The 12,793-nt window shown below is 45.3% G+C and carries 10 protein-coding genes; 6 read left to right on the forward strand and 4 right to left on the reverse strand.

Going from position 1 to position 12,793, the window contains the following annotated elements:
- Window positions 1-172: 172 nt before the first annotated feature.
- The 4 genes from RAH45_RS10840 to ispH form a co-directional block, all read right to left on the reverse strand.
- Complete coding sequence (locus RAH45_RS10840; RefSeq protein WP_068403854.1) at window positions 173-1,693, reverse strand: catalase; 1,521 nt, start codon at window positions 1,691-1,693, stop codon at window positions 173-175.
- A gap of 332 nt (window positions 1,694-2,025) precedes the next feature.
- Window positions 2,026-2,841: a thioesterase family protein gene (locus tag RAH45_RS10845; RefSeq protein ID WP_198329127.1), complete on the reverse strand. Its 816-nt coding sequence runs from the start codon at window positions 2,839-2,841 to the stop codon at window positions 2,026-2,028.
- Window positions 2,842-2,942: 101 nt separating this feature from the next.
- Window positions 2,943-3,188, reverse strand: coding sequence for a hypothetical protein (locus RAH45_RS10850; RefSeq protein WP_198329126.1), 246 nt, complete (start codon window positions 3,186-3,188; stop codon window positions 2,943-2,945).
- Between the two features lies 1 nt (window position 3,189).
- Window positions 3,190-4,146 (reverse strand): 4-hydroxy-3-methylbut-2-enyl diphosphate reductase, encoded by a 957-nt coding sequence (ispH, locus tag RAH45_RS10855; protein ID WP_068403830.1) that lies wholly within the window; start codon window positions 4,144-4,146, stop codon window positions 3,190-3,192.
- A 431-nt stretch (window positions 4,147-4,577) separates the two neighbouring features.
- Here ispH and gmk point away from each other — a divergent pair, with 431 nt between their 5' ends.
- From gmk to RAH45_RS10885, 6 genes are all read left to right on the forward strand, one after another.
- Window positions 4,578-5,204, forward strand: coding sequence for a guanylate kinase (gmk, locus tag RAH45_RS10860; RefSeq protein ID WP_144296645.1), 627 nt, complete (start codon window positions 4,578-4,580; stop codon window positions 5,202-5,204).
- A gap of 202 nt (window positions 5,205-5,406) precedes the next feature.
- On the forward strand, window positions 5,407-5,667 hold the full coding sequence (gene rpoZ, locus RAH45_RS10865) for a DNA-directed RNA polymerase subunit omega (RefSeq protein ID WP_068403827.1): 261 nt from the start codon (window positions 5,407-5,409) through the stop codon (window positions 5,665-5,667).
- 449 nt (window positions 5,668-6,116) lie between these two features.
- On the forward strand, window positions 6,117-8,306 hold the full coding sequence (locus RAH45_RS10870; protein ID WP_068403825.1) for a RelA/SpoT family protein: 2,190 nt from the start codon (window positions 6,117-6,119) through the stop codon (window positions 8,304-8,306).
- A gap of 128 nt (window positions 8,307-8,434) precedes the next feature.
- On the forward strand, window positions 8,435-8,815 hold the full coding sequence (locus RAH45_RS10875; protein ID WP_068403824.1) for a RidA family protein: 381 nt from the start codon (window positions 8,435-8,437) through the stop codon (window positions 8,813-8,815).
- A 170-nt stretch (window positions 8,816-8,985) separates the two neighbouring features.
- Window positions 8,986-11,283 carry a primosomal protein N' gene (locus RAH45_RS10880; protein ID WP_068403823.1) on the forward strand — a complete coding sequence of 766 codons (2,298 nt, stop codon included), beginning with the start codon at window positions 8,986-8,988 and terminating at the stop codon, window positions 11,281-11,283.
- A 235-nt stretch (window positions 11,284-11,518) separates the two neighbouring features.
- Window positions 11,519-12,724 (forward strand): cation diffusion facilitator family transporter, encoded by a 1,206-nt coding sequence (locus RAH45_RS10885; protein ID WP_068403822.1) that lies wholly within the window; start codon window positions 11,519-11,521, stop codon window positions 12,722-12,724.
- Window positions 12,725-12,793 lie beyond the last annotated feature (69 nt).

The raw sequence follows: 12,793 nt of genomic DNA on the forward strand, positions 1-12,793 counted from the left end.
CTGCTAGGCTGCCTAATCAGATAGGGGCACGGGTAAAAATTTCAAGATCAAATAGGCTAAACTAAGCTAAAAAAATAATTAAGCATAAAAAAAACCGCCCCAGTTTCCTAAGGCGGTGTTTTTAGATAAATATAGAACAGCTAAATTCTATCGTTTTTATTTTCTACAGAGATTATAAACAGCTAGGTAAATGACGAGCAGGATCATTCTCACGTGCTGCCATAGCGTCTTCAACGCTCATGCCAAGGGCTTTGGCAACGCCTACGCCATAAGCAGGGTCGCACCAGTTACAGTTGCGAATATGACGATATTTAATAAAATCAAGCGCATCACCCATCGCGCGGGCGGTATTATCAAACAACACTTGCTTTTGCTCATCGTTCATTAGGTTAAACAGTGCGCGCGGCTGGCTAAAATAATCACTATCGTCTTCACGGAAATCGTAATGCGCTGCGTAGCCATCAATCTTTAAAGCTGGCTCAGCGTACTGCGGCTGATCTTGCCACTGCTCAAAGCTGTTTGGCGTATAGTGTGGACGACCACCGTAGTTATCATCGACACGCATTTGACCGTCGCGGTGGTTACTGGTCACCGGACAACGTGGTTTATTGACTGGGATCTGCTTGTGATTGACGCCAACGCGATAACGCTGAGCATCGGCGTAGCTAAAGAGACGCGCTTGTAGCATACGGTCTGGTGAGGCACTGATGCCAGTCACGAGATTGTTCGGCGCAAAAGCCGCTTGCTCGACGTCTAAGAAATAATTGTCTGAGTTTTTATTAAGCTCAATCTCGCCAACTTCAATCAGCGGATAATCCCCTTTTGGCCATACCTTGGTCAAATCAAACGGATGATAAGGCACTTTATCGGCATCGGTTTCTGGCATGATTTGCACGTACATTTTCCACTTTGGAAAATCGCCATTGTCGATGGCACTGAGCAAATCTTCTTGATGGCTTTCACGATTCGAGGCGATGATTTCAGCGGCTTCGGCATCGGTTAAGTTTTTGATACCTTGCTGAGTACGGAAATGAAATTTGACCCAAAAACGCTCATTGTCGCTATTGATAAAGCTATACGTATGCGAGCCAAAGCCATGCATATGTCTATAAGAGGCTGGGATACCTCGGTCGCTCATGGTAATGGTGACTTGGTGCAAAGATTCTGGCAATAACGTCCAAAAGTCCCAGTTATTGGTTGCCGAACGCATATTGGTACGTGGGTCACGCTTGACCGCTTTGTTTAAATCTGGAAATTTGCGCGGGTCACGAACGAAAAATACCGGCGTATTATTACCGACCAAATCCCAAATGCCTTGCTCGGTATAGAATTTTAGGGCAAAACCGCGAATATCACGCTCAGCATCAGCAGCGCCGCGCTCACCTGCCACCGTACTAAAGCGCGCAAACATCTCCGTTTGCTTACCCACTTCGCTAAAAATATCAGCACGCGTATATTGAGTAATGTCATTGGTGACAGTGAAAGTACCAAACGCGCCCGAACCTTTGGCGTGCATACGGCGTTCAGGAATAACCTCTCGGTTTAGATCAGCAAGCTTCTCGTTAAGCCATAAGTCCTCTGCGAGTAGAGGACCGCGTTTGCCCGCGGTTTTACTATTTTCATTATCAACCACTGGCGCGCCATTACTCATGGTCAACGGCGTCATATCGTAAGGGCATTTTTTATCGTTCATATCGTTCATGGTCATATTCCTTTAGTTATCGTTGTTGCAAGGATAAAGTGAAAGGTAACCTTCACTATCAAAACCCATCATAGCAGTTTTGAATCACCTTGCCTCGTTGTGGTATTCCATTACAACCGATTTTCAATTATTTGTATAATAAATTAATCACATACTTTTGATTTATTTTATATAATTAGATAACAAAATTTTTATAGCCTAACGTTATGAACTAAATACCATTTGACAGGGCAAGTTGCAACTTTGATAACGTTACGTTTGGTTGCTCGTTGTTTAATGTTTAACCCATACTTATTTAACGCATAGTTGTTCAATAACTAAAATTAACGCGGCATAGGGCGGATAGTCAAGATTTGCTCACTACGACCAAACGGCCCGTGCACATCATGCAGCACGGCACTGGTCAGTCCAATACCGTCATCGCCGTATTGTTGCACCGCTTCGATGCCAAGCCAGCGCCCTTTTGGCGCGCGATGCATATGGATTTGCAAATCCGTATTGGGGAACATCCATTGCAATTTTGATAAGCCGAGTCCCAAGCGTGGCACGACGCCATTGGCGGTATCGACCATCCCCATTAGATGTACCAAATCGTCAGTCGTTTCGCCTTCTACCATCTCAACATCATTGGTAATCCATACCATACCACGACCAGCACGGCGGTCGGGCTCGGCAACCAAGTGGACGCTTTCGATAAAACCGCCCGGCCAGCCTTTCATACCATCCCAAACAGGCAAATCCTCAGGCTGATACAGCGCTTTTTGATCTTCAAGTCCGGCAATCTCACTAGTATCTTGGGTCAGCAGTCGCCAAGCACGGGCGATAATGGCATCACGGCCACGACTGCTCATGACCGCCTCAATTAGCTCAATCGTTCTACCCGGACGGATACAACGCGTGGTAACGGTAAACTCATCAAGCGGTATCAAGCCTAAAATATCCAGACTGATACGAGCGATACGCATATTTGCTTGCGGCGCATAACTTTCAAGCTCAGCGGTCAGCAGGCCAGTCGCTGGTGCCATATGCTGCTCGTGTTCATTCCAAGCGCCTTGTGCATGTTTGGTTGGCTGATAATGGGCAACGCTAACGCCACCTTCTAGCTGCTCGCGTTTGATAAACTGATAATAAGCTTGCATGAACATCCTTAATCTAATCTTCTTTATTAATGCTGTATTCTCGACCACTTTAATAGGTTGGTCTTTCATAATAACGGTTATATTTAATTTACCTTTAGCATTTACTTGGTAAGCTGTTGTTTTCTCATCATAAGCATGGTGCGACTTTTGGCCATTATAAATAGAAAAAACGCCATGACAGCGATAAGCGCGCCATATAAGACACTATAATCTTTCATAAATTGCGCAGTGTTCAGCACTAGCATGACAATCAGCACAACGATGGTAAACAGATTAATTTTTAATTGTTTATTAATCTCATCAAGCGTCGCTTCTGCTAACACAAAGCCTTTTTTCTGCTTATTCATGCTATTTACCTACTTGCGTGACCGGAATTCGCAGCGCTTTTGGCAAGCTAAAGGTCACGTTTTCTTCGATACCTGACAGCTCACTTGGTAAATCTCCGCCCCAATCTTGCAATTGTTGTAGCACTTCTTGGATTAATATCTCAGGCGCAGACGCGCCAGCAGTAACGCCAACACTTTGAATGCCATCAAACCAGTTTCTATCCATCTCAGTGGCATTATCAATCAGATAGGCGCGGCAATCCATACGCTCAGCCAACTCACGCAAGCGATTAGAGTTTGACGAGTTTGGCGAACCAACCACCAACACCACTTCACAACGACCGGCTAAATCTTTGACCGCATCTTGGCGGTTTTGGGTGGCATAGCAAATATCGTCTTTGCGTGGGCCTTGAATACTGGGGAATTTTTCACGCAGCGCATCAATAACGCGCGCGGTATCATCCATCGAAAGAGTCGTTTGGGTTACAAAAGCCAAATGCTCAGCGTTTTGCACATTTAAAGCCTCAACATCGCTTTCATTTTCGACCAAATGAATTTGCCCGCCGTGGCGACGATTAAAACGCCCCATAGTGCCTTCAACCTCAGGGTGTCCTGCGTGACCAATCAATACCGCATCCATCCCGTCTTGGGCAAATCGTGCCACCTCGATATGTACTTTGGTAACCAATGGACAAGTGGCGTCAAATACGGTCAAATCACGGCGCTCTGCTTCATCTTCGACCGCCTTTGAGACACCATGCGCTGAGAAAATCACGATTGAACCATCCGGCACTTCGTGCAGCTCTTCGACAAAAACCGCGCCGCGATTGGCCAAATCTGAGACCACAAATTTGTTATGCACGACTTCATGACGCACATAAATGGGTGGCTCAAAACGTGTCAATGCTTCGTTCACTATCGCAATCGCGCGATCCACACCAGCACAAAATCCACGTGGATTGGCAAGATAAATTTGCATAAGAGGGCCTATCATTAGATAATTTATGGTTAAAGCTTAACGTCAAACTGCTTAACCTCAAAACTTGGGATAACATCCATGCTCTACTTTAGCATAATTTGCTTTTATTGCCTTTGAAAATAGCCCTGTTTCAAATGAACTGAGCATTAACGTTCATTGACACAGAGCCTTTTAATGCAAAAACAGACAATAAATAAGATTAAGTGCTAAAAAGCTTGCGCGAATTAAATAAAAGCGCGCCAAGCAGTTTATAATGACGTATCAATGAGAAATCAATACAACTTTATAGCGCCATACTTGATGGCGTTTTTTGTTTTTACCAGCTCAACACTTATTTGCGCCGTTTTTAGCTTTTTATTAGCGCATACTTTACTAGTACCTATTCCATTGTGGCACCTTACATTAGCAAACTATCCATTAGGAAAAACCGTATGACAGGTTCATTATTTATTATTACCGCCGCCTCAGGGACGGGCAAAACCTCACTGGTCAAACAGCTACTGGCCACCACCAACGACTTGACCGTTAGCGTGTCGCACACCACGCGCGCACCGCGTCCCGGTGAGATTGATGGTCAGCATTACCATTTTACCGACGTTGATAAATTTGTCACGGCTATCGGCGAAGGCAAGTTTTTAGAGCATGCCGAAGTGTTTGGCAATTATTATGGCACATCAGAGCAAAGCGTGCGCGCGCAGCTAGAGGCAGGCGTCGATGTTATCCTTGAGATTGATTGGCAAGGGGCGCTACAAGTCAAAAAAATATTTACCGATGCAACGATGATTTTTATTTTGCCGCCAAGTTTAGCAACTTTACGTCAGCGCTTATCGACGCGTGCGCAGGACAGCATGGAAGTCATCGAGCAGCGCTTAGCGGGCGCGGTCACTGAGATGGCGCAATATGTACATTTTGATTTTGTGGTGATTAATGACAATTTTGAAGTGGCGTTAACCGAGCTAAAAGCCATTATCGTCGCCGATAGACAAACCCTTAAACGCCAACAGCAGCGCTATCATCGCACTATTGCCAATTTGCTAAATAGCCAAGTCGACGAATAAGCAAAAAACACTTAGGGAAAAGAAAGCTTAAAAGTGAAAAATCTCGATTTTCGTATAACTAACAGCAGATATAAAAAGCAACTACGCGTCTAAGCAAAAAATGCTATAATGTCCAGCTATCCCCCTTTTATATTTTTGATATTATTTTTATTGAGTGGCAGCCATATGCTGTGACTGATAAAAACAACCGAGGTAGCTATTTATGGCACGAGTGACGATTGAAGATTGTTTGGATAATGTTGATAATCGCTTTGAGCTGATTTTGGTCGCCAGTAAGCGCGCCCGTCAATTGGCCAAAGGTATCGCTGAGCCGATGGTTGACGTCGATAACGACAAGCCTACGGTCTTGGCATTACGTGAAATTGCTGCCGGCAAAATCACCCGTGATATTTTAAATCAGCCAGAGCATAACTTTGCGACAAGCTCATTAGATTTGGCTTTGTCGGGCGATCATAGCTTTTAATACAGAGCTGTTTTTAGTAAAGCCTAACTTTTAGCAATAAGCACGACCACTTTATTCCGTGCTGACATTACTAAAAGATAAGAACCACAGCATCGGCTGTGGTTTTTTGGTTATGAAACGACTGATAACACCAAACGCTTGCCAATTTTTGCGACCATTTATAGCGAAAATCATATCACTCAGGTAGAATTTTTTATTTTCTGCCTGACTTACGCGCATAAGAGTTGACATTGAGAACGATTTACGATTAATTAGAGGGTGGTCTGCCCTCTTTTCGCTTTGTGCGTTTTAAGTTAGTATGCTTTGACCTAATAGCTTACTCTTTTGCATAACCGCCGCTTATTCATCCAGCTATCATTTACCCAACAGTCCTGAACCCATTAAAAGTCCGTAGCCGACGAACCGTCCTGAACTGATAAATAGGTATTGGAAAATAGGATTACCACCTTATGACTCAAACCTTGCCCAAACTCAGTCATCCTTTAGTTGATGATGCTCAATACAACCTGCTGCGCTCAGTAGGTTATCTCACTGCGGCTGAACGTAGTGATATTATTGATGCCTGTGAGTTCGGTGATATAGCGCATATCAAAGATAAGCGTAAATCAGGGGAGCCTTATATCACGCATCCGATTGCCGTCGCCGAAATATTGGCAGGCTTTCGCTTGGATCGCGATACCATTATTGCAGCAATCCTTCATGATACGGTAGAAGATACCGAGGTTACCGCTGAAGATATTGAGCAGCGTTACGGTAAAATAGTATCCAGACTGGTCGATGGCGTGACCAAATTAAAATCATCAACCCATAACAAGCAAGAAAACAAAGCCGCCACCTTTCATAAAATCTTGACCGCTACCCTTGCTGACCCGCGCGTCTTGATTATTAAACTGGCTGACCGCTTGCACAATATGTCGACGCTCGATGCGGTACGCCCCGAAAAACAGCGAACTACTGCACAAGAAACGTTAGATTTTTATGTACCTTTTGCGCGCTTGATGGGCCTCAATGACATTGCCGATTATATCGAAGTGCTTTGTTATCGTAATCTTGATTCTGATATGTATAACAAGCTGTCTGATAAGCTGCTGCAACATGGACTTGGGCGTAATTTTCAAAGAGAAGCCATTCATCGCTACTTGAGCATTGTGCTAAACAACCTTGATCTGAATGGCATGGTCAAAGTTTTAGACAATCGCGTGGTTATCTTCCGGCAGTTTTTCCGTAATCGCGGTGAAATCAATGCGCTACTGCGCCATTATGCGTTTGAGATTGTGCTTGATAACATCGAAGCTTGTGACAAGCTCGCTTATTATCTCATTAAAAAATATCAGATTGATGACAGTCATATCGCCGATAACATTCGGCGTCCGCTGCCCGGTGGCAATCAGTCGCTCACCCTTATTTATGAGCGTGACAATGATTTTGTTAAAGTCACCATCTTAACCAAGCAAATGCAAAACGCGGCAAGGCTTGGCGTTATTGGTGCCGAACACGCCTCCGATGTCAGCCAGTCGGTTATTCAAGCATCACTGCGTAATATGAAAGACTTGGTTGACGAAGACACGTTAGATGCCGACAGTCCTGATTTTTCCGCGGCCGTTTCTACTATTAATGAGCTGATGGATTATCTACACTCGAGTAAAATCATCTGCTACAGCCCGCAAGGCCGCGCTTATGAGCTGCCACAAGGCGCCACAGCCCTAGACTTTGCTTACGCCGTCGGCCCTATGGTGGGCAATGTCGCGGTCGGTGCCAATGTCGATAACAAGCATGCAAAACTCGGGACGGTGCTGAAAAACGGGCAGTTGGTCGAGATTGAAGTCAGCAGTCATTCTGAACCAAAAGCGGAATGGCTCGGCTTTGTGGTGACCAATAAAGCCCGCGTGGAGATTTTACGTTGGTTTAAAGACTTATCGCCTGCAGATAAACAGCATCATGGCAGAGAGGCTTTAGACCGCGCGCTAAAAACCTATCAGAAAAGCCTCGATGATTTGACCGAAAGCGATTGGAAAAACCTGACCGAATGGCGGGGTCTAACAGAAAAAAATGCGCTGTTTGAGCAAATCAGCTCGGGCACGCTGCTGCCGCAACTGGTGGTCACCCGTTTGTTTAGCGATGAAGTCAGTGATATGCAATCGCAAGAAAGCGTTGATGATATGACCCAACCGCAACAATTGATTGTCAACGCTTCAGGCGTTGAGCTTGATTTTGCCAATTGTTGTCATCCGATTTATGGCGACCCTATCGTTGGCCATTTATCACGTCATGGTCTGGTTGTGCATCGCCATAAGTGCTTTTCGTTAGACGATATCCGTAAAGACAATCCTTATCAAGTTATCCAACTGCGCTGGCGCAATGATAAAGCCATTAAGCAAGGCGACTCATCCGGGGAACATAACAGCAAAATCCGCTTCCCTGCTTACTTAAAACTATCTATTGCTCTAAGCGACGAGCAAATCAGTGAAGTGATTTATCATCTGCGCCAGTTAAATATCGGGGTCGAAAAGGTCGACGTGCGTAGCAGCGACACCATTATTCATATCGTCGTGCGTAGTCGCAATCATTTAGCGCAAGGCATTCGCGAGTTGCGTTCGCTACTTGGCTTCCCTAATATTATTAGGCTTTATCAATTATAAAAGCCGTTAAAATACATGTTAAAATCTATCCCTTTTAAATCCATTCAATATTGAGCATTTAATATCGCCTGAAATTTTTTGGCCAATTTTTTAACCAAAAAACATCAAAAACATCATAAGGAAATCATATGACCCGTCAAACCATTCAAACCGATAAAGCGCCAGCCGCCGTTGGCACCTATTCACAAGCGGTAAAAGTAGGCAATACTGTTTATATTTCCGGTCAACTGGGCTTTGACCCTGATACCATGGAGCTAAAAGAAGGCTTTGAAGCACAAGCTAAGCAAGTATTTGCAAACATCAAAGCCATCTGTGAGGCAGCCGGTGGCAGTTTAAATGATGTGGTTAAATTCAACGTCTCTTTAACCGATTTAAATGACTTTGCCGCGCTAAACGACGTATTTATCGCCAACTTAAGCGAGCCATATCCTGCCCGCGCTGCCGTACAAGTGGCGGCGCTACCTAAAGGCGGTGTGGTTGAAATCGAATCTATCATGTATATTGAATAAGACGATTATTGAGCATTACTGAGCATTACTGAGCATTACTGAGCATTACTGGTTTATAGTAAATGATAATAAGCTTAGCTTCATGCTAAGCTTATTTGTCTGTGCCTGTTTAGATTTGCGTTGTTGTTTCTATCCTCTATTCATTCGATAAAAGACTGCGAAGCCCAGTTATGTTGCTACAAGTTGCCCTGCCCGTGCCCCTTTATCGGGTATTTGACTACCGCTTGCCGGCAAACACGCCGACATTAGCAAATGGCGCTGCCATGGCGCTACCAGCGATTGGTAGCCGTGTTGAGGTACCTTTTGGTCGTCAAACCTTAATCGGTATTGTCATTGCTCATATTGAGGAAGCGGCTAGCGACGTACCGACGAATAAGCTCAAACCTATTAATAAATGCTTAGATGCTGAGCCCATTTTAGACAGCAATATGCTAAAGCTCGCGCATTGGCTGGCGCGTTATTACCACTATCCGCTCGGTGACGTGTTAGCGGTGATGTTGCCAACCCTCGTACGCCAAGGTAAGCCGCTGGATTTACTCACTACCCATTGGCGGATTTTACCGCACGTCACTGATGCTGACTTTCATAGCAATGCCAAAAAACAAAAGCAGCAGTTTGAGATGCTTAAGCTACACGGTGAGCACGGCGCTAGTGAAGACGTCCTATTATTAGAAGGTATGCAGCGACCCTTCTTAAAGATGCTAGAAGAAAAAGGGCTTATCGAGCGCTATATTGAAGCGAAATCTGCGCCCGCGCCCGTTACTTTAGCAAAAATGCCGCTTGACCTAAATGAGGAGCAACGGCTTGCCGTCGATGGCATTATTGCTGCGCATGAAAATAAGCAATATACGGGGTTTTTATTAAATGGCATTACCGGTAGTGGTAAGACTGAAGTCTACTTGCAAGCGATGCAAGCGGTCTTGGAAGCGGGCAAACAAGTTTTGATACTAGTGCCAGAGATTGGATTGACGCCGCAGACGCGCGCGCGCTTTGCCAGTCGCTTTGCCGCTCATATAGTCTTATTACATTCGGGTATGAACAATACCCACCGCCTGCAAGGTTGGCAAGATTGCCGTACTGGTCACGCGCAAATTATCATCGGTACACGCTCGGCGGTGCTGTATCCGTTTGCGAATTTGGGCTTAATTGTCGTCGATGAAGCGCATGATGGTTCTTATAAACAGCAAGACACGCTGCGCTATCATGCCGCTGACGTCGCGCTGTATCGCGGACTCCAAGCCAATATTCCCGTCGTACTTGGTACTGCGACGCCTTCGCTTGAACATCTAAAACTGGTCGATGATGGCAAGCTTATCGAATACCAACTGCAAACTCGCCCTGGTAACGCCAAACCTGCAACCATGCAGCTGATTGACGCGCGCCAGCAAAGCACCCATCAACAGACGACAGACGACGGTGCACGTTATGATACCGGATTGACCGACGCGCTTATCGGCGCGATACGGCAAACGCTAGAAGCGGGCGACCAAGTATTGATATTTTTAAATCGCCGCGGCTATGCGCCAGTTTTGCTCTGCGAAGCGTGCGGTTGGCAAGCCGATTGCCCGCGCTGTGATGCGCATTTAACCGTGCATTATAATAGCCAATCGCAATCCAATTCCTATTCAAACAGCTCTTATTTAAAGTGTCATCACTGCGACTGGCAGGCCTATATTCCGACGGTTTGCCCTGATTGTGGTAGTCAAAATTTGGACGCCAAAGGTATCGGAACGACGAGGCTAAGTGAAAATTTGCATGCAATTTTTGCCAATCCGCAAACCAGTAAAGCGCTGTATCCTATTATCCAAATCGATCGCGATACCACCAGACGTAAAGACAGCTGGGAGAATATTTATCAGCGTATCAATGAAGGCAAGCCTGCCATCTTAGTCGGTACGCAAATGGTCGCCAAAGGTCATCATTTTCCCAACGTCACGCTTGTCTGCTTGCCTAATGCCGATCGCGGTTTTTTGTCCGCCGACTTTCGCTCGCCGGAGCATACCGCCCAGCTCATGATTCAAGTGGCAGGCCGTGCTGGTCGCGGGGACAAATCGGGGCGCGTGCTTATTCAAACGCTGCAACCTGATAATGCGCTGTTATTAAAATTGGTAAAAGACGGTTACTTATCATTCGCACGTGAGCTATTGCAAGAGCGTAAAATGATGGGCTTGCCACCGCATAGTTATGCTGCCCTAATACGCTGCGAAGGTAAAACGTTAGCTGCCACCACGCAAGCGCTAAAAGATGCCGTTGGTATTCTTCCAAACGCTCATAATCTTGCTGTTCTCGGCCCTATCGATGCGCCGATGAGTAAAAAGAACAGCCGCTACCACGCGCAATTACTGCTATTAGGCAAAGACCGACAGCAATTACATAGGGTACTCAATCACTGGTGGCAACCTGTACTTGCTTTGCCAAGCGCCAAATATCTAAAACTGACCTTAGATATCGACCCTGTCGGCTGGTAAACGTTCAATCTTAGAATACACCGCGCCAGTTTTAATCGTCATTCTATACATTAGCGTCAATAAAGAACGCTAGCCAAAATTCGCCTTATATCGTTTACTGCCTAGATACAGCAAGCCTTTAGTAAATGTGCTAAATTCTCTATAACTGTCTGGTTATGCATCGCAAGCCCAACTTTATAAGCAATCAAAGCTTTATAAATCCTCTATTTCACCTTTTATTATCCCGAGTATTGTTATGAATCAAGAGCGCCCGAAATCTAAACAACATGACCATTCTCATCAGAATGCGGCGATTGATACCCATAAACATGCTCAAAATCATGCAGATAATAGTAATATTCAAGACAGGTATACCAAGGATAATCAACACCATCATGACCACGATGAGCATCTAGAAGAGACGGTTGCACCGCGCGATACCAAGGGTTATCAGCGCACTTTGCTGTTTAGCTTTATCATCATTACAGGCTATATGTTTGTCGAAGCCATTGGCGGCTGGCTCACGGGTAGTTTGGCGCTGCTGTCTGATGCTGGTCATATGCTCAGTGACGCGGTAGCGCTTGGCGCGACGTTAATGGCCTTTAAAATTGGTGAAAAAGCGGCCACCCATCAAAAAACCTTTGGCTATAAACGCTTTGAGATTTTGGTGGCGACGGTCAATGGTGCAACGCTGGTTATTATTGCCATCATGATTTTTTATGAGGCGATTAAACGTTTTAACTCGCCGCCTGAGATTGCGACCCAAGGGATGCTTATCGTTGCGACCATTGGTATGCTGGTCAATATTGTGGTCGCTTGGCTGATGCATCGCGGCAGTCGCGGCACTGATACGCATGGGCATGCACATAATCATAACCATGGCGACAACCATGCACAGCAAGATGGACAAACTGAAGCTAAAGCACCAGTTAATTTAAATATGCAAAGTGCTTATTTGCACGTATTAAGTGACTTAATGGGTTCGGTTGCCGCTATCGTTGCCGCGCTTTTGATGATGAGCTTTGGCTGGGTTTGGGCAGATGCGGCAGCGTCGGTCATTGTGGCCATATTGATTTTATTTAGTGGTTATCGCGTGGTACGTGATTCGGTACATATCTTGATGGAAGGCACGCCAGAAGGCATCTCACTGGTAGAGGTCGAAGATAAACTACTTACCCATCCACAAGTCCAAAAAGTCCATGACCTACATGTTTGGAGTATCACCAGCGGTCTCAACGCCCTATCTTGTCACGTGGTCGTCGATGGTGAAATGAGTATTTATGAATCGAGTATCTTGATTGCCAGTTTAGAGCAGAGCCTTCTTGAGCTTGATATTCATCACGCAACGATACAGGTTGAAAGCTTAGCGCATCCGCAAACCAAAACCCATAGCGACGCCTTAGTCTGCGATATCTCCCAGCAGGCGACTAATAGCAATAGTCATATTGGTCACAACCATTAGGCATGATTTTAGGTAAGATTTCTAAGACACTAAACTTTAAACATTAGCCATTAATAAGCCAGATACGAC

Origin of the sequence: Psychrobacter sp. van23A (assembly GCF_030845275.1) — a bacterium.
Classification (GTDB): domain Bacteria; phylum Pseudomonadota; class Gammaproteobacteria; order Pseudomonadales; family Moraxellaceae; genus Psychrobacter; species Psychrobacter faecalis.